Origin of the sequence: Streptomyces lusitanus (assembly GCF_042647945.1) — a bacterium.
Classification (GTDB): Bacteria; Actinomycetota; Actinomycetes; order Streptomycetales; family Streptomycetaceae; genus Streptomyces; species Streptomyces pseudogriseolus.
On sequence record NZ_JBHRWL010000003.1, the window covers coordinates 394,230 to 412,003 of the forward strand.

A 17,774-nucleotide genomic window follows, 5' to 3' on the forward strand; every position below is an offset into this window, starting at 1 on the left:
CGGCAACCTCATGAGCGACATCGTCAACGGACTCGGCCGGGCTGGCGCCTACGGCGCACTCGGCCTGGTCCTGCTGGTCCTCGGCATCTTCCTGGTCGACATGCTGACGCCCGGAAAGCTCGGCCGGCAGATCTGGCAGGAGCGCAACCGCAACGCCGCGCTGGTGCTGAGCTCCGCGCTGCTCGGCATCGGCGGCATCGTGTTCACCTCGATCTGGACGACCTACGAGGACTTCGGCAAGGGCCTGGCCTCCACGGCGGTGTTCGGCCTGCTGGGTCTGGTCATGATGGCCGTGGCGTTCTTCGTGATCGACCTGGTCACCCCGGGACGGCTGGGCGCGACGCTGGTGGAGGTCGAACCGCACCCGGCGGTCTGGGTGACGGCGTCCTGCAACATCGCGGTGTCGGCGGTCATTTCGGCGTCCATAGCCTGAGGACGCCTCATCGCCTGCCGACGTCCGAGCGTCACCGCCCGGGCGGCGCGCGGACGGTACGGGTGTTCCGGGCGGTGCACCCCGGCACCCTCGCGGCGGACCTCCTCGGCCACGAGGACACGGCTCCGGAGGGCGTGGACCGACGGGGTCGCCGAAGCCGCGGCCGACGAAGCTGCCGCCGCGTGCCCGGCGGGCCGTGACCGTGCCGTCCGAGCCCGCCGTTTCCGGATGCCGGGGAGCAGCCGCGGAAGGCCGCGGAGCCCCCGTCGCGCGCGGTCACCTCGCTCTGTCGGCCGCCGGGCCGGCTGGTCACCGTACGAACGGCGTCGGCATGCGCCGTCCGGCGTGCCGGGGCACCGGCGGCACCGTGGCCCCACCACCGCTGGTTTCCGCCGGCGAGCACCCGAGAACCGACGTCCGGTGGTCCGACCCAGCCGGACCTCTGCGCCGCCCAGCGCGGTCGGCTGCCGGAGCGCGGGTGCCCAGCCGGGCGATGTCCGCGCGGCCGACCGATGCCGGCGGCCCCGCAACGGGCGCAGCCGATGAGCATCCCGGGGTCACGGGACGGACACGGCGCCCGTGAAGTTGGCTCTATCGGAGCGTTACCGGAAAGTACGGAGCCCCTGCCGGCCGCGCCGACGCGCCCAAGCGGCACCCCTCAACGGGCCTGCGCCTCACCCCCGTACGGCTACCGGGGTGCCGGGGGCTGTTGTATGCCGGGTGCGGTCGCGTCGTGGCTGGGCGCGCGGTTCCCCGCGCCCCTGAAGGGCACTCCGCGCCCTCTGGGCGCGCAGTGCCTTCAATTGGTCCAGGAACCACCGGGACGGTGGCAATGCTGTTGCCGCCGACCGAGCCGCTCGGAGGGCCCTCCACCGGCCGTCAGGCCACCCTCCGCCGCTCCGGGGCGACCGCCGGGCGGGCGGCGGGGGCCGCGGTGACGCGGGCGGCCGTACGGACGCGGTACGTCGTGCGGTTGGGGTCGACGACCGGCTCGCCGAGCGTGATCCGGCCGCTCGCGTACAGCGCGTCGCACTCGGCGGTGGGCAGCGCGGCGTAGCAGCCGCCGGCGCCCGTCGCCGGGTCGATCGGGCGCCAGTAGCTGTACCGGCGGCGGCCGTTGGCGAACACCGTCACGTACGTGGGGGTGCGCGGGTTCGCGATGATGCGCAGCACGTCAGCCGTCGTCCCGGGCGTCGTGGGAGTCGCGGGCGCGGCGGCCCGGGCCGGGGCGGCGACGGCCGCCCGGGCGCGCCGTCGGCGGACGGACGGCAGGTCGACGAGGGTGGTCGAGCGGTCGACGGTGGCAAGCATCTGAAGGACCTTTCCGGAGCCGGACACGAGACCGTCTACCCAGCACCGCGCCGGAGTTGATCTCCTTTTCCGATCATTGTGCAACCTCACACCGACAACGTGCGACGGTTTTCGGACGTTCCCGGTCGACGTGTCGACATGACGACCGTGACGAACTGCCAGGCGTCCGCCGTCAGTTGCCGGCGAGCGGGTCGTGGCCCCAGTTCATCAGCGAGTGCCGCCAGCGCGAGTCGGTGACGTCGCCGGACGGCCGCTGCGCGAGGTGGCGGTGGATGTAGCCGACGACCTTGCGCATGTGGGCGTAGTCGTCCTCGGTGAGGTCGGCGCGCTTGGCGCGCAGCAGCTCGACGATGCGCCGTCCGGAGGCGTGCCCGGTCGACTCCCCGCCGTCCTTGTGCTGGCCGGCGCTTCGCGACTCGTCCGTCTCGAGCCACTTCTCCAGGTCGCCGGGGGTCATGTTGACCAGCTCCCGGAACTCGTTCCAGGTCTCCTCGTCGTCCGCGGCCACGGCGCTCACTTCTTCTTCTTGAGCGCGGACGGCTTGTGCACCGCCGTCTTTCCGGACTTGTCGCTGCGCACCTCGTACTGCGGATCGTCCTCCGAGGCCGCGACGGTGCGTCCGGCCGCCTCGGTCCGCTCGGTGATCTTCTGCTCGACCTCGCCCGTCGTCTCGCTGCCGTGGCTGCTCCAGGCGACGTGGTCGCCCTCGTGCAGGTCCTTCCCGGACTTCTTGCCGTCCTTCGCCATGTCCGGCGCCTCCTTCGTGTCGACCGTCGGGCCGTTTCCCACCCTGGCGGCAGCGGCGGCGACGCGCATCTCGGGCGGACAGCCGTCCGGGCCGGCCCCCGCGGAGGGGACCGGCCCGGACGGGTCGGTCAGCGCGCCGGACGTACCGGCGGACCGGTGCGGATCAGACGAGGTCGAACCGGTCGAGGTTCATGACCTTGTCCCACGCCTTGACGAAGTCCTGGACGAACTTCTCCCTGGCGTCGTCGCTCGCGTAGACCTCGGCGAGGGCGCGCAGCTCGGAGTTCGAGCCGAACACCAGGTCGGCACGGGAGCCGGTCCACTTCACCTCGCCGGTGGCGGCGTCACGGCCCTCGAACGCGGTCTGGTCCTCGGACGTCGACTTCCAGGTGATGCCCAGGTCGAGCAGGTTCACGAAGAAGTCGTTGGTGAGGACGCCCGGGGTCTCGGTCAGCACGCCCTGCGTGGACTGCTGGTAGGTGGCGCCGAGGGCCCGCAGGCCGCCGACGAGCACCGTCATCTCGGGGGCGCTTAGGTCGAGCAGGTTGGCCTTGTCGACCAGCAGGTACTCGGCCTGGAGCCGGTTGCCCTTGCCCAGGTAGTTCCGGAAGCCGTCGGCGGTCGGCTCGAGCGCGGCGAACGACTCGACGTCCGTCTGCTCCTGCGTGGCGTCGACGCGGCCCGGGGTGAAGGGCACCTCGATGTCGTGGCCCGCGTCCTTGGCGGCCTTCTCCACGGCGGCGACACCGCCGAGCACCACCAGGTCGGCGAAGGAGACCCGCTTGCCGCCGGTCTGCGCGGCGTTGAACGCCTCCTGGACGCCCTCCAGGGCACGGACGACGCCGGCCAGGCGGTCGGGGTCGTTGGCCTCCCAGCCGCGCTGCGGCTCCAGGCGGATCCGGCCGCCGTTGGCGCCGCCGCGCTTGTCGCTGACGCGGAAGGAGGAGGCCGCCGCCCACGCCGTCGACACCAGGTCGGACACGGACACGCCGGTGGCGAGGACGCGCTCCTTGAGGGAGGCGATGTCGGCGGCGTCGACCAGCTCGTGGTCACGCTCCGGCAGCGGGTCCTGCCACAGCAGCGTCTCCTCGGGAACCTCGGGGCCGAGGTAGAGGGACTTCGGGCCCATGTCGCGGTGGGTGAGCTTGTACCAGGCGCGGGCGAAGGCGTCGGCGAACTCGTCCGGGTTCTCGTAGAAGCGGCGCGAGATCTGCTCGTAGACCGGGTCGAAGCGCAGCGCCAGGTCGGTGGTGAGCATCGTCGGCAGGTGCTTCTTCGCCGGGTCGTGCGCGTCGGGGATGATCGGCTCGGCGTTCTTCGCCACCCACTGCTTGGCGCCCGCCGGGGACTCGGTCAGCTCGTACTCGTACTCGAACAGGTTCTTGAAGAACCCGTTGCTCCACCGGGTCGGCGTGGCGGTCCAGGTGACCTCCAGGCCGGAGGTGATGGTGTCGCCGCCCTTGCCGGTGCCGTAGGTGTTCCGCCAGCCCAGGCCCTGCTCCTCCATGGACGCGGCCTCGGGGTCGTCGCCGACGTGGTCGGCGGGACCGGCGCCGTGGGTCTTGCCGAAGGTGTGGCCGCCGGCGATCAGCGCGACGGTCTCCTCGTCGTTCATCGCCATGCGGCGGAACGTCTCGCGGATGTCGCGGGCCGCGGCGATCGGGTCGGGGTTGCCGTTGGGGCCCTCGGGGTTGACGTAGATGAGGCCCATCTGGACGGCGCCGAGCGGGTTCTCCAGGTCGCGGTCGCCGGAGTAGCGCTTGTCGTCGAGCCAGGTGGTCTCGGGACCCCAGTAGACGTCCTCCTCCGGCTCCCACACGTCCTCGCGGCCGCCGCCGAAGCCGAAGGTCTCGAAGCCCATGGTCTCCAGGGCGACGTTGCCCGCGAGGATCATCAGGTCGGCCCAGGACAGGCTCTGGCCGTACTTCTTCTTCACCGGCCACAGCAGACGGCGGGCCTTGTCGAGGTTGGCGTTGTCCGGCCAGCTGTTGAGCGGGGCGAACCGCTGCTGGCCGGCGCCGGCGCCGCCGCGGCCGTCGCTGATGCGGTAGGTGCCGGCGCTGTGCCAGGCCATGCGGACGATCAGCGGGCCGTAGTTGCCGAAGTCGGCCGGCCACCAGTCCTGCGAGGTGGTGAGGACCTCGGCGATGTCCCGCTTCACCGCGGGGAGGTCGAGGGACTGGAACGCCGCCGCGTAGTCGAAGTCCTCGCCGAGCGGGTTCGTGACCGGCGGGTTCTTCGCGAGGATCTTCAGATTGAGACGGTCGGGCCACCACTGACGGTTGCCGCCGCCCTGGGTGGGGTGCGGCGCGCGACCGTGCGCCACCGGGCAGCCGCCTGCCTCCTCCGCCTTGGGTTCGGTGACGATCGCGTCATGGTTCTCGGTCATGGGAGTCCTTCCGGGCGAAAACGTTCGCGCAGTTCAGGCACTGCGGGAGGTGGAACATCCGGGGCACAGGCCCCAGTAGACGACTTCGGCCTCGTCGACCTCGAAGCCGTGGCCGTCGGACGCGGTCAGGCAGGGCGCCTCGCCCACCGCACAGTCCACGTCGGCCACGGCGCCGCAGGAACGGCACACCAGATGGTGGTGGTTGTCCCCGACGCGTCCCTCGTAGAGGGCGGCGCCGCCCGCCGGGACGATGCGACGCACCAGGCCGGCGGCGCTCAGCGCGTTCAGCCCCTCGTACACCGCCTGGAGCGACACATGTCCTATGCGCCGGCGCACCTCGGCGGCGACGGTGTCGACGCCGAGATGGCCGCCCTCGCGGACGGTGTCGAGGAGCGCGACGCGGGCGGCGGTCACGCGGAGCCCCGCACCGCGCAGCTCCTCGGCGGTGGTCGACGGCCGGGATGCGGTCATGGGCCGAACCTACCGCCGAAGACGCGAACAATTCCAGAGAACGAACGGATCCATTCCTGGGGCGTGTCCGGTAACGGGGGGTGGCTCCCGGGTTGCGCACGGCACCGGGCGCGGGAGCGCCGGCCACCTGGCCCGACGAAGGGTCCGACCAGGGACTTCGTGCGGGAGCCGGGCGCTCAGTGCAGGACGTCGAGCGCCCCCGGAAGGATTCTCGCCGTGACGGGCAGGGTCGCGTCGACCTCGCCGTCCGTGCCGTACGGGATCGCCCGGTCGGCCTCGACGCGGATCTCGCGGCCGCGCAGGACGCGCACCTGGGGGCGGTGCAGGTGGGCGCCGGTGCGCAGTTCGTTCATCAGGGCGAAGAACAGCAGGCGGGGCGCGTGGCCGATCAGGACGACGTCGAGGAGGCCGTCGTCGAGCCGGGCGTCCGGGGCGATGAGACGGCCGGATCCGTACGTGCCGGAGTTGGCGGCGACCACGGTGTAGCCCGTGTGGGTGTGTTCCGTGCCGTCGACGGTGACCCGGTAGCGGGCAGGGCGCCAGGTGGTGACGGCCCGCAGTCCGCCCGCGTAGTAGGACGCGGATCCGCGCAGCAGGCGGGAGCGGTTGGCGTGGAGGTTGGCGAGGGCGTCCACCCCGGCGTAGACGCTGCCGAGCACGACGACGCGGTCGTGCGTGGCCGAGGTGACCTCGATCGTGTCGACGGGGCGCGGGTCGGCGTGGAGCAGGATCGCCGCCAGGGCCTCCGGGTCCCGGGGCAGGCCGAGCGCCCGGGCGAAGTCGTTGCCCCGGCCGGCCGGGACCAGGCCGAGGGTGGCGCCGGTGCCGCTGAGGGCGCCGCCGACACAGCCGGCCATGCCGTCCCCGCCGACGGCCAGCACGGTGCGGCCCGCCGTGCCGGCGGCGACCGCGAGTTCCCTGGCGTGCGCCAGACTCCGGCTGTACTCGGTCACCAGCTCCGCACCCGCTTCCCGCAGATGCCGGGCGACGGCGAGCAGCGCGGCCGCGGAACCGGCCGCGCCCGCGGTGGGGTTGACGACGGCGGTGAACTGTCGCATCGGGATGCCTCCGGGGGGACGGGCTACGGGATGGGGTGCACGGGACCCGCCGGGGCGGGCGCGGTGAGGGGCGGCGGCCAGTCGCGGTCCCGCACCCGCCGGCGGTCGAGCCTCACTCGGCAGGCACCAGTACGCCCGGGTTGAGCACGCCCTCCGGGTCGAGCCGGTGTTTCACCGCGCGGAGCGCCTCCGCGCCGAGGGGGCCGATCTCTCGGAGGTACCAGTCGCGGTGGTCGGTGCCGACGCCGTGGTGGTGGCTGATGGTGCCGCCCGCGGCGAGGATCGCCTCGTTGGCGGCGTGCTTCGCGCGCGTCCAGTGCGCCACGGGGTCCTCGCCCTGCGCGGACACCACCGTGAAGTACAGGGAGGCGCCGTTCTCGTAGACGTGCGAGATGTGGCACATGACGAGCGGTGGGGTGCCGGCCTCGGTGAGGGTGGCGGTGAGCGCGTCGCGGACGGCGGCGTAGAGCCCGGGGAGGCGGGACCAGAACGTCGCCGTCTCCAGGGTCTCCGCGAAGGCCCCGGCGTCGAGGAGGGCGTCGCGCAGGTACGGCGCCGCGTAGCGGCCGTGGGCCCAGCGCCGGCCGGGCTCCTCGCCGAGGGGCGTGCCGCCGCACTCCCGCAGGACGGCGGCGGCGCGCTCGCGCCGGTACGCCGTGTCCTCCTCGGTGCCCTCGTAGCCGGCGACGGCGGTGCATCCGTCGGCCTTGAGCTCGCCGGAGCCGATCGCCTCGGGGTTGGCCAGGCCGACGAGGGTCTCGGTCTCGTCGGACAGGCGCAGCACGGTGGGCCGGGGTCCGTCCTGGGCGAGCCGGCGCAGGGCGGCGGCGCCGGCGTCGAAGCTGGGGAAGCTCCAGCCCTCGTAGCGGCGGGTCCGCGGCACGGGCCGGACGCGCACGGTCACCGAGGTGATGACGCCGAACGCGCCCTCCGAGCCGAGGAGGAGCTGGCGCAGGTCGGGTCCGGCGGCGGAGCGCGGGGCGCGGCCGGTGTCGAGGGTGCCCTCGGGGGTGGCGAGGGTGAGGGCGAGGACCATCTCGTCGAAGCGGCCGTAGCCGGCGGAGGCCTGCCCGCTGGAGCGGGTGGCCGCGAAACCGCCGATGGAGGCCCATTCGTAGGACTGCGGGAAGTGGCCGAGGGTGAAGCCGTGTGCGGCGAGGAGCGCCTCGGCCTGAGGGGCGCGCAGGCCGGGCTGGAGGGTGGCGGTGCGGGAGACCGGGTCGAGGTCGAGCAGGCGGTTCATGCGCCGCAGATCGAGGGCGACGAAGGGGCCGCGCGTGTCGGGGGCGAGTCCGCCGACGACGGAGGTGCCGCCGCCGAACGGGACGGCGGCCAGGCCGTGTCGGCCGCACAGCCGGAGCACGGCCAGCACCTCGTCGTGGGTGGCGGGCAGCAGGACGGCCGCGGGGAGCGCGGCGGCGAGGTCGCCGTCGCGCATGCGCAGCAGGTCGGGGGTGGACTTGCCGCGGGTGTGCCGGACACGGGTCTCGGCGTCGGTGCGGACGTGGGCCTCGTCGCCGAGCGCGGCGGCCAGGGCCTGGTGCGCCTCGGGGGTGAGCGGGCTCGCGGGGACGGCGAGGTCCTCGAGCGCGACGGTCGCCGCCTCGCGCGGCTTGACGCCGAGCAGGTCGCGCAGCAGCCCGGTCACCGCGTCGGGCAGCGGGGCCGCCCGCTCCGGGTCGCCCCAGCCGCTCCAGAGCATGTCCATGTCTGTCGTCCTCATGGGTCGTCCGTCCTGACGGGTCGGAAGAGAGCGATGCCGTCGCCCGACGGCCTCACGTGGCGTTACACTGTGACACATGACGCCTATTCGTCACAACGGCTCGGCAGGTTCGGACAACGACGCGGTGCTCGACGCGGTGCGCGACTGCGTGCTCGCCGTCGGGGTCCGCCGCACCACGCTCACCGACGTGGCACGCCGCGCCGGTGTCTCGCGCATGACGCTGTACCGGCGCTGGCCCGACGTACGGTCGCTGGTCGGCGACCTGATGACCCGGGAGTGGATCGCGGTGGCCACCGGGGCCATGCCCGGGCGCAGACCGGACGTGACCGCGCGCGGGCTGCTCACCGAGGGACTCGTGGACGCGGTGCGGGACTTCGTCGCCCATCCGCTCTTCCGGAAGATCCTCGACGTCGACCCCGAGCTGCTCCTGCCCTACGTCCTGGACCGCCGCGGGGCGAGCCAGGAGGCCCTCCTCGAGCTGCTGGCCGGCGTGCTGCGCGAGGGGCACGCCGACGGCTCGGTGCGCCGCGTGCCCGTCGAACGGCAGGCGCGCTCGGTGCTGTTGATCGTGCAGTCCTTCACCCTGTCCCTGCGGACCGTGACCGACGAGGACGACCCCGAGCTGTCCGCCGAGGCGTTCCTCGGCGAGCTGCGCGGCATCCTGGAGAGGACCCTCACGCCATGACCCCCCTCAGCGGCACGTCCCTGTCCGCGGCCCGGCGCGCCCGCGACCTGGCCGACGCGGCGACCTCCGCCGTGGACGTGCTGGTCGTCGGCCTCGGCGTGACCGGCACGGGCGTCGCCCTGGACGCCGCGGCGCGCGGACTGCGGGTGGTGGCGGTCGACGCGCACGACCTGGCGTTCGGCACCTCCCGCTTCAGCAGCAAGCTGGTCCACGGCGGGCTGCGCTACCTGGCCTCCGGGCGGCTCGACGTCGCCCACGAGAGCGCGGTGGAGCGCGGGATCCTGATGGAGCGCACGGCGCCCCATCTGGTCCACGCCCAGCCGTTCGTCCTGCCGCTCACGCCGCTGGTGTCGCGCGGGCAGGCCGCTCTGGCGCGGGCCGGGTTCCACGCCGGGGACACGCTGCGGCTGGCCGCGCGCACGGCGCGGGCCACCCTCCCGGCGCCGCGCCGGCTGTCCGCGGTGGAGACCCGCCGTCTCGCGCCCGCGCTGCGGCCGGCCGGGCTGCGCGGCGGGCTGCTGTCGTGGGACGGCCGGCTCACCGACGACGCCCGGCTGGTGACCGCCCTGGCCCGCACGGCCGCGGGGCGCGGCGCGCGGATCCTCACCCGGGTCCGGGCGCTGGAGCTGACCGGCACGGGCGCCCGGGTCCGTGACGAACTCACCGGCGAGGAGGGCGAGATCCGCGCCCGCGTGGTGGTCAACGCCGCCGGGGTGTGGGCCGGCGGCCTCGTCGACGGGGTCCGCATCCGCCCCTCCCGCGGCACGCACCTGGTGCTGCGCCCGGAGAGCCTCGGCCCGCTGACGGCGGGACTGCACATCCCCGTGCCCGGCGAGACCAACCGCTTCGTGCTGGTCCTCCCCCAGGACGACGGCCGGGTGTACGTCGGCCTCACGGACGAGCCCGTGGACGGCGACATCCCCGACGTCACCGAGCCGCCGGAGACGGACATCGGCTTCCTGCTGGACGTCCTCTGCTCGGTCCTGCACATGCCCGTGCACCGCGACGACGTGGTGGGCGCGTTCGCCGGGCTGCGGCCCCTGCTGGACACCACGCCCGAGCACGCGGACGCCCCGCCCCGGACCGCCGACATCTCCCGGCGGCACGCCGTGCTCACCTCGCCGGACGGTGTCGTCACGGTGGTGGGCGGCAAGCTGACCACCTACCGGCGCATGGCCGAGGACGCCGTCGACGCGGCCGTACGGCTCCGGGGTCTGGCCGCCGGGCCGTCCCGCACGGCGTCGCTGCCGCTGGTGGGCGCGGCGGCGCCGCACGTCCTCGCCGGGCTGTCCGCGCCCCGCCGTCTGGTGCGCCGCCACGGCACCGAGGCACAGGCGGTCCTGGCCCTGGCCGAGCGGGACCCCCGCCTCGCCGAGCCGGTGCTGCCCGGATACCCGGTCACGGGCGCCGAGGTGCTGTGGGCGGTGCGGCACGAGGGCGCGCTGGACGAGGAGGACGTCCTGGACCGCCGCACCCGCATCGGCCTGGTCCCGGCGGACCGGGCGGCTGCGTCGGACGCGGTGCGCGCACTCCTGGACGGCGCGGCGGCGGGAGGCTGACGCGGGTCAGCGCGCGTGGACGCCGACCTCGTGCAGCGAGTAGCCGTACCGGGTGCCTCGGCTCAGGCCGACGACGCGCACCTGCCGTGCCTCGGCCGCGGGGAACACGGCCGTGTCCAGCCCGCCGTCGCCGGCCGTCGTGGACCACACGGTGCGCCAGTTCACGCCGTCGGCGGACACGTCCACGCGGTACGACGTCGCGTACGCCCGTTCCCAGTCGAGGGTGACGCGGCCGATCCGGTGCACGGCGCCCAGGTCGAGGCGCAGCCACTGGCCGTCGCTCCAGTCGCTGGCCCAGCGGGTGCCCCGGTCCCCGTCGACGGCCCGGGCGGGCGCGTGACTGGTGAACGGGTTCCACTCGGCGGAGGAGGCCGTGGCGTGGGCGCCCCGGGCGAGGTTCGCCGCCGGGCGGTGCGCTTCGGTCGCGCCCCAGGTGGTGAGGTAGGACTCGGCGCCGCGGAAGAGGTCGTCCACGACGTGCTGTCCGCCGACGCGCCGGATGTCCTCGATCCAGTCGGGCACCAGACCGTAGTGCGCGGCTCCGTCGGTGTTCAGGTCCCAGGTGCGCTGCCCGGTGGTCTGCCGGTCGAGGACGGAGCCGCCGTCGACGCTGCGGAAGGGGTAGATGACGGGGTCCGGCGCGTCGGCGCCGCGCGGGGCGGGCCAGCCGCCGACGCCGTTCATGTCGGTGCCGAAGCCGTAGCCGACGCCGTAGCGGTCCCGCAGTGCTTCGGTGCGCCCGGCCTCGGCGACGAACTGCTCGGAGCCGTTCATGTACTGGGCGGTGAACCCGCCGAGCCGGTAGACGCGTTCGGTCCAGTTCGGGTCCATCCAGCTGTGCGAGGACAGGACGCCCGGGTAGGACGCGGACTCGAACAGGTCGAGGACCCGGCCGGCGGCCTTGACGCTCATGTGGTCGATCTCGAGCATCATGTTGCGCCGCATCATGCCGCGCACGGCGTACTCGCCCAGCTCGGTCAGCCCGCGCACGTTGCACCGGGCGTCCGCGTCGTAGGCGGGGACCTGCACGCCCGCGGGAAGACGCCGCTCGGCGGCGGGGGCGGAGGCGAGGCCGATGGGGTTGTCGTGCTGCGGGCCGGTGCACGGCTCAGTGCGCCAGAAGGTGCCGGTGGACAGGAACTGCCCGACGTTGACGGCCGTGCCGAGCGCCCCGGAGTCGAAGCGCACGCCGCACAGCGCGTTGTCGAACTTGTGGCACAGGAACATGCTGCGCACGCCCAGGTCGTACAGCTCGTCGAGGCCCGCGTCGATGTCGTCCCGGTCGCACTGCGCGACGTCCAGGATCTGCTTGCAGCCGAAGGGCTCCGAGGTCTCGACGCCCAGCACCACGGCCAGTTTGCCCTGCTCGATCACCTCACGCGCCTGCGCGCTGTCGGTGACGATCCGGAACCATCCCTTTCCCGGCCCGCCGTACATGGCGTCGACGTAATCCTGCATCTCGTAGGTGAGGCGGGCCTGGAGCCGGATGGAGGTCATCTCGTCGCAGCCGCGGTCCTTGAAGAAGTACACCGAGCAGATCACGCCGTTGGTGACCAGGTCGTTGACCAGTACGCGCTGGCCGCCGCGCCAGGCGCGCTCGATCCAGGCGTAGTAGTTCTGCTGGTGGGTGAGCGAGTCGTGCGCGGGCCAGTCGGCGAAGGTGGGCCAGCCGTCCGGGTCGTGGCGGCCGTCGCCGCCGTTGGTGAGGAAGTCGAAGACGGCGAGGGTGCCGTCGGGATAGTGCTCGGGGCAGTCCTTGAGCGCGTCGGCGACGCCCCGCGCGGAGAACGGCCTGCCGCAGATGAGCCGGCCGCCGAAGGCCTCGTTGGACATGATGTGGTCGTGCGCGTCGACGAATCCGCGCACCCTGCCGGCGGAGTCGGTGCCCCGGAACGGCTCGCCGGTCACCCCGATGCGCGAGTCCGGCGCGGGCCGGGCGACCGGGTCCCACCAGCCGCCGTCGGCCGCGGAGCTGGACGTGGGCGTGAGCGCGGCGGCCAGGACGAGGAGGAGCAGCGTCACGATCCCTGCGTGCCGTCCGGCGCGAGAGGTGGTCATCGGCGGGTCCCTCCGTCGACGGAGCGGCCATGACCAAAGTTGTCATGACCTCTGCAACCCCCTCGGGGAGCATCGCCACTCGCGCGTACGCCGTCAAGAGCCCGCGCACGCCGACGCGGGAAGGCGGGGTCCACGGGCGCCGCGCCCGTGGACCCCGCCCGGTCGCCGCTACGGCACGAGCCGCGCGTCCGCCCAGTCGGCGTGGTCGGAGTCGACCCCGTCCCCGCCGTCCAGCACGCGCAGGGTCAACTGCCGTACGCCGGTGACGTCCACGTCGACGGAGAAGGCCGGGTCGGCGCCGTCGAGCACCCCGGTGGTCAGCAGACTCCTGCCGTCGCCGAGGACTTCGAAGGCAACGGTGCCCTTGCCGCCCACCTCGTCGTCGACGCCGACCTCGGCCCTGAACCGCCGGTGTCCGCCGTCGAGTTCGACGACCACCTCACCGGCCGCGTGCATCCCGAGGCCCTTGTCGTACACCGCGCCCGCCAGCGTGAGCGGGCCCCCGTCGGCGGGGTCGGTCTCGCCGTTGGACCCGTCCCGCTCGACCGGCCCCCACCCGTTGCTCTCGGAGGTGAACGGCAGGTCGCTCACGTAGGTGACGCCCGGCTCCGGCACGAACACCCGCACCGGGCGCTCCACCTGGAGCACCCCGGCACCCGGCCGGTCCGGTGCGCGGTACTCGGCGCGCACGGTCAGGTCGTAGCCGCCGGGGCGCACGTCGGACGGCACCCGCACGCTCCAGTCGCCCGACAGCGCCTCACCCGTGCGCAGTTCGGCGGCCGTGGGGTCGTCGCCGTCGGCGGTCCATCCGTCGGGGACGTCGAGCGTGAGGCGGACGTCGGCGGCCGGCCCGGACGTCTCCACGGCGAACCGGCCGGTCACGGCGGCGGTGCCGCCCGGCTCGGCCTCGGCGCGCGCCGGGTCGGCGGTGAGCGCGGTCAGCGGCAGCCGGGTCACCGGCTCGTCGCAGGTGTCGCGTCCGGGCGTGGCCCGGCAGATCTGCCCGGCGAAACCGCCGTGTCCGGCCGTCGGCACCTCCAGGGCGTCCCGGCGGGTGACGACGTGCCGTTCGCGCAGCAGAGCGCCGTCCTCGCCGTCCCGGACGACCTCCGCCAGCCAGCGCCCGCCGCCCAGGAAGTCCAGCGGAACCCGCTCCGTCGCCGCCTCACCGGCGTGGACGGAGCCCAGGAACCAGCGGTCGCCGTGGCGCCGGGCGAAGGTCGCGCTCTCGCCCGGCCGCCCGGCCAGCAGCCGCGTCTCGTCCCACACCGTCGGCACCTGCTCCAGGAACCGGGCCAGCTCCGGCCGCTCGCGGTAGGCGGCGAGGGACCCGGCGAAGTTCTGGAAGCCGGACTCGAACACCACCGACAGCGCCAGTTCGGCCGCGTCGGAGACGGTACGGGTGCCGAACTGGAAGCCCATCGGCGTGTAGTCCATCGAGCCGACCACGTTGCGCGTGTACGGCAGCGCCGTCAGCGCCGGCGCGGGCACGTTGCCCTGCTCGGCGCCGTACACCGCCTCCAGGCTCATCACGTGCGGCCAGGTCCGCTGGATGCCTTTGGGGAGGGTCGCGCCGTGGAAGTTGACCAGCAGCCGGTACCGGGCGGTGTCCTCGAGGATGTCGTCGTACCAGCGGAAGCGCTCCTGGGAGTCGGAGTCCATGAAGTCGATCTTCAGCCCGGCCGCGCCCCACTCCTTGACGCGGGGCAGGAACTCGGCGCGCTCGGCCGCCGTGTCGAGGTCGGTGTAGTGCACCCACAGCAGGACGTCGACGCCCCGCTGCCGGGCGTACGCGATCAGCTCGGGCATCCAGTCGGTGGTCTTCCAGCCGTCGTCGATCAGGGTGTACGGCCAGCCGTGGGCCGCGGCGAGGTCGACGAAGCGCTTCTGGGCGGCGAGGTCGCGCTGGCCGGGGCCGAAGCCGTCCAGCCAGGACCAGGCGACCTTGCCGGGCCGTATCCAGGAGGTGTCGGCGATGCGTGAGGCGGGGGCGAGGTCGTCGACGAGGGTGGACTCCGTGACGGTGGCGAGATCGCCGACGACGGCCGTGCGCCAGGGTGTGGCCAGCGGACCCTCGGACGTCACTTCCGGGTCGGCCAGGCGCACGGTGTAGCGCCCGTCGCCCTCGTGGACCAGCCGGCTCGCGTCGTAGCGGCCGTCCACGTCCGACTCGGTGAGCAGGGCGTAGGTGTCGCCGACCTGGAACAGCGCCGGGTAGGCGTAGGCGCCGGGGGCCGCCTCCGCCGCGGTGGTCGGGGCGTACAGGCGCTCGTAGTTGACCGAGTACGGCGTGAGCCAGGCCCGCGCGCCGGCGGGCGGCCGGAACGCGGACGCCTCCCGCTCCACGGTGACCGTGCCGGAGCCGGGCAGGACGTAGCGGTAGGCGACGCCGTCGTCGGCGACCCGGACCACCAGGCCGAGACGGGCGCCGTCCCGGCCGGAGAAGGTGAACCGGGTCTCCGTCATCCGCGCGGTGCGGCGGAGCTGCTTGCCGGTGGTCATGGAGTACCGCTCGGTCACCTGCCGGGTGTGGCGGGACTTGGCGACCAGCCCCGAGGTGAGGTCGGCGGCGGAGGTGACGATGCCGAGGGGCGCCGGTTCGAGCACCGTGACGGCGCCCTTGCGGGCGGTCAGGGTGAGGGTGCCGTCCGCGGGATCGAGACGGACGACGGCCGTGACGCCGTCCCGAGGCGCGCCGGGCTCACGCACGGTCCAGGCGCCGCCGGGGCCGGCGGCCCGCGCGGGCACGGTGAGCGTGGTGAGGGCGAGCGCGGCGGAGAGCAGCAGGGTGAGCAGGGCGGGGAGGAGCGTCGGGCGCGGTATGCCTGGCGACATGCGCGACGGTCTGGGCACGGGGGCCTCCGTCCAAGAGGTGACATCGTTGTCGGCCTTGGTTCGGGGTCAACCCTTCCCACTCACCCGTGTCTCAACCACCACCCGTCAGACGGCGGTTGGGCGCGGGTCAGGACGTGCCCCGCTCGTAGTGCAGCGAGATGGAGCGCAGGACGTCGGCGGAGGAGACGTCGGTGCGGCCCTCGTCGTGGATCTCGGCGAGCTGGACGAACGCGAAGGTGAGCGCGGAGGTGATCTGCACGATGGCGGGCCCGAGCTTCTCGGTGACGATCTCCGCGACCTCGCGGGCGCCGGCCTCGGCCGGGAGCTGGATGCGCGGCAGCATGTCCTCGAGGAGCCCGGCCACGGCGCTGTCGGCGGTCACGTCGGCGTCCGGGTCGGCGCGCAGCCGGCGGCGCATCTCCAGGGCCTCCGTGAGGATGCCGACGCACCGCTGCATGATCTCCCGCTGCTCCATGCGGCCATGCCTTTACACCGACTGGCCCGGCCAAACGCGATCTGCCTATCATCTCGGTGAGTGCGGCTTTCCTGCGGTTCGTCCCCGCCGGGGGCGGCCCGGAGTGTCCCCGCCCGAGTGAGTGATCCATGTCCCGCACCGGCCCCAAGGACCACGGCGACGAGCTGCTGACCAGGCTCGGGACGCTGACGGCCCAGGCGCGTGCGGCGGCGGAGGTGCAGCGCTCCCGGGTGGAGCTGGCCGTCGCCCTGCAGCGCGGGATGCTGCCGAGGGGGCTGCCCGAAGCCGACGGCGTACGGCTCGCGGTGCGGTACGTGCCCGCCAACCAGGGGCTCAACGTGGGCGGTGACTGGTACGACGCCTTCACCATGCCCGACGGCCGGATCGGGCTGTCGATCGGCGACGTGCAGGGGCACAACATCGAGGCGGCCGCCTTCATGGGGCAGGTGCGGGTCGGGCTGCGGGCGCTCGCCTCCGTGGACAGCCACCCGGGCGAACTCCTGGCGCGGACGAACGAGCTGCTGATGACGCTGGGCGGGGACCTGTTCGCGACCTGCACCTTCATGCGGCTCGACCCGGAGACCCGGCTGCTGGAGAGTGCCCGCGCCGGTCATCTGCCGTGCGTGTGGGCCACGGCCGACGGCCGCTCGGGCGTGACGGAGGACGAGGGCGGTCCGCCGCTGGGCGTGCAGTCCGGGGCGGCGTTCCCGGTGACGCGCTACCGGCTGGACTCCGGCGGGGTGTTCGTGATGGTCACCGACGGGGTGGTGGAGGGCCCGTCGATGCGTCTGGACGAGGGGATGGACCAGGTGGCGCGGCTCGCGGGCGTCGCGGCGGTCGCGCGGATGGACGTGGACGCGCTCGCCGCCGCCCTGATCAAGGGGGCGGCCGAGGTGGGGCACGACGACGACGCGGCGGTCCTGGTGATCGGGCACGACGAGCCGGCCGGTCAGCCATAGGGCCGACAGCGCCGCGCCTCTCACCTCGCCGTCGGGGCGGCCTCGGTGTCTGATGGCAGGTGTGGTGGCTCGCCAGGATCTCCGTGCACCGGCCCTCTTCGTGCTTGAGGCGCTGGCCGTCGCCGCCTGCTACTACGCCGGAGGCCGGCTCGGGCTGCTGTACGACCTGCGGATCAACGGCTCGGTGGTGTCACCCGTCTGGCCGCCGACCGGCATCGCCGTCGCGTCCCTGCTGCTGCTCGGACCGCGCGTCTGGCCGGGCATCGCCCTGGGCTCACTCCTCGTCCTCGTCCACCTCACCTCGCTGCAACCGGTCTCGCTGGGCACGGTGTTCGGCAACACCGCCGCGCCGCTGTGCGCGTACCTGCTGCTGCGGGCGGCCGGGTTCCGCACCGACCTCGCCCGATTACGGGACTGCCTGAGCCTCGTGTTCCTCGGCGGCTTCGTCGCCATGCTGGTCAGCTCGACGATCGGCGCCGGGCTGCTGGTCCTCTCCGGCGACGTGCCGGCCGGGCACTTCTGGTCGGTGTGGCTGCCCTGGTGGGTGGGCGACGCGATGGGGGTGCTGCTCATCGCCCCGGTGCTGCTGGTGCTGCCCCGGGTGCGCTCCCCCGCCCGCTGGTCGCGCTGGAAGGAAGGGGTGGCCCTGGCCGTCGTCACGGGCGCACTGGTGCCGTTCGCCACGTACAACCCGGGCAGTCTGCTCTTCTCCGTCTACCCGCTGCTGATCTGGGCGGCCCTGCGGTTCGAGCTGCCCGGCAGCATACTGTGCGCCCTGTTCGCGTCCGTCCTGGCCACCGGGGCGGCGACCGCGCGGGCGGGCCCCTTCGAGGATCTCCCGGACACCCAGATCATGATCAATCTGCATGCCTTCAACGCGGCGGCGGCCCTGACGGCCCTCCTGCTGTCGGCGGTGATCACCGAGCAGCACCACACCCGGCGCTCGGTGGAGCAGGCGTGCCGGGAACTGGTGCAGGTGCTGGAGCATCTGACGGCGGGCGAGCCCGCCCCGCGGGTGCGGCCGCAGCGGGAGGAGGGCCCCGGCGAGAGCTGAACGGCGGAGGCGAACCG

At 73.8% G+C, this 17,774-nt stretch carries 15 protein-coding genes; 5 read left to right on the forward strand and 10 right to left on the reverse strand.

Features of this window, described 5'->3' with window-relative positions:
* Positions 1-10: 10 nt before the first annotated feature.
* Positions 11-433, forward strand: a complete 423-nt coding sequence (locus ACFOSY_RS06240; protein ID WP_394305705.1) for a DUF350 domain-containing protein — start codon at positions 11-13, stop codon at positions 431-433.
* 879 nt (positions 434-1,312) lie between these two features.
* Here ACFOSY_RS06240 and ACFOSY_RS06245 read toward each other — a convergent pair.
* From ACFOSY_RS06245 to ACFOSY_RS06275, 7 genes are all read right to left on the reverse strand, one after another.
* A complete protein-coding gene (locus tag ACFOSY_RS06245) occupies positions 1,313-1,744 on the reverse strand; it encodes a hypothetical protein (RefSeq protein WP_394305706.1) in 432 nt (143 codons plus the stop codon).
* A 172-nt stretch (positions 1,745-1,916) separates the two neighbouring features.
* Positions 1,917-2,261 (reverse strand): DUF3140 domain-containing protein, encoded by a 345-nt coding sequence (locus tag ACFOSY_RS06250; RefSeq protein WP_394305707.1) that lies wholly within the window; start codon positions 2,259-2,261, stop codon positions 1,917-1,919.
* A complete protein-coding gene (locus ACFOSY_RS06255; RefSeq protein ID WP_031061287.1) occupies positions 2,258-2,491 on the reverse strand; it encodes a hypervirulence associated TUDOR domain-containing protein in 234 nt (77 codons plus the stop codon). The genes ACFOSY_RS06250 and ACFOSY_RS06255 overlap by 4 nt, the downstream gene beginning before the upstream one ends.
* A gap of 163 nt (positions 2,492-2,654) precedes the next feature.
* A complete protein-coding gene (gene katG / locus ACFOSY_RS06260) occupies positions 2,655-4,880 on the reverse strand; it encodes a catalase/peroxidase HPI (protein WP_394305708.1) in 2,226 nt (741 codons plus the stop codon).
* 33 nt (positions 4,881-4,913) lie between these two features.
* Positions 4,914-5,351 carry a Fur family transcriptional regulator gene (locus tag ACFOSY_RS06265; RefSeq protein ID WP_394305709.1) on the reverse strand — a complete coding sequence of 146 codons (438 nt, stop codon included), beginning with the start codon at positions 5,349-5,351 and terminating at the stop codon, positions 4,914-4,916.
* A 176-nt stretch (positions 5,352-5,527) separates the two neighbouring features.
* On the reverse strand, positions 5,528-6,409 hold the full coding sequence (locus ACFOSY_RS06270) for a diacylglycerol/lipid kinase family protein (RefSeq protein ID WP_394305710.1): 882 nt from the start codon (positions 6,407-6,409) through the stop codon (positions 5,528-5,530).
* A gap of 112 nt (positions 6,410-6,521) precedes the next feature.
* Positions 6,522-8,117, reverse strand: a complete 1,596-nt coding sequence (locus ACFOSY_RS06275; protein ID WP_394305794.1) for an FAD-binding oxidoreductase — start codon at positions 8,115-8,117, stop codon at positions 6,522-6,524.
* A gap of 91 nt (positions 8,118-8,208) precedes the next feature.
* Between ACFOSY_RS06275 and ACFOSY_RS06280 the strand changes: the two genes are divergently transcribed.
* Both ACFOSY_RS06280 and ACFOSY_RS06285 read left to right on the forward strand, forming a co-directional pair.
* Entirely contained in the window at positions 8,209-8,817 is a 609-nt protein-coding gene (locus ACFOSY_RS06280) for a TetR/AcrR family transcriptional regulator (RefSeq protein WP_394305711.1), read from the forward strand.
* Positions 8,814-10,376, forward strand: a complete 1,563-nt coding sequence (locus tag ACFOSY_RS06285) for a glycerol-3-phosphate dehydrogenase/oxidase (RefSeq protein ID WP_394305712.1) — start codon at positions 8,814-8,816, stop codon at positions 10,374-10,376. Before ACFOSY_RS06280 ends, ACFOSY_RS06285 begins: the two co-directional genes overlap by 4 nt.
* Positions 10,377-10,382: 6 nt before the next feature.
* On the opposite strand, the gene ACFOSY_RS06290 is transcribed toward ACFOSY_RS06285, so the two are convergent.
* From ACFOSY_RS06290 to ACFOSY_RS06300, 3 genes are all read right to left on the reverse strand, one after another.
* On the reverse strand, positions 10,383-12,434 hold the full coding sequence (locus ACFOSY_RS06290; protein ID WP_394305713.1) for a discoidin domain-containing protein: 2,052 nt from the start codon (positions 12,432-12,434) through the stop codon (positions 10,383-10,385).
* 168 nt (positions 12,435-12,602) lie between these two features.
* The gene (locus ACFOSY_RS06295) at positions 12,603-15,269 is read right to left on the reverse strand and encodes a glycoside hydrolase family 97 catalytic domain-containing protein (RefSeq protein WP_394305714.1); all 2,667 of its coding nucleotides are present in this window, start codon (positions 15,267-15,269) and stop codon (positions 12,603-12,605) included.
* 127 nt (positions 15,270-15,396) lie between these two features.
* On the reverse strand, positions 15,397-15,744 hold the full coding sequence (locus tag ACFOSY_RS06300; RefSeq protein WP_394305715.1) for a hypothetical protein: 348 nt from the start codon (positions 15,742-15,744) through the stop codon (positions 15,397-15,399).
* Positions 15,745-15,872: 128 nt separating this feature from the next.
* Between ACFOSY_RS06300 and ACFOSY_RS06305 the strand changes: the two genes are divergently transcribed.
* The gene (locus ACFOSY_RS06305) at positions 15,873-16,703 is read left to right on the forward strand and encodes a PP2C family protein-serine/threonine phosphatase (RefSeq protein WP_394305716.1); all 831 of its coding nucleotides are present in this window, start codon (positions 15,873-15,875) and stop codon (positions 16,701-16,703) included.
* Between the two features lie 61 nt (positions 16,704-16,764).
* Positions 16,765-17,757 (forward strand): MASE1 domain-containing protein, encoded by a 993-nt coding sequence (locus tag ACFOSY_RS06310; RefSeq protein ID WP_394305717.1) that lies wholly within the window; start codon positions 16,765-16,767, stop codon positions 17,755-17,757.
* Positions 17,758-17,774: the final 17 nt, after the last annotated feature.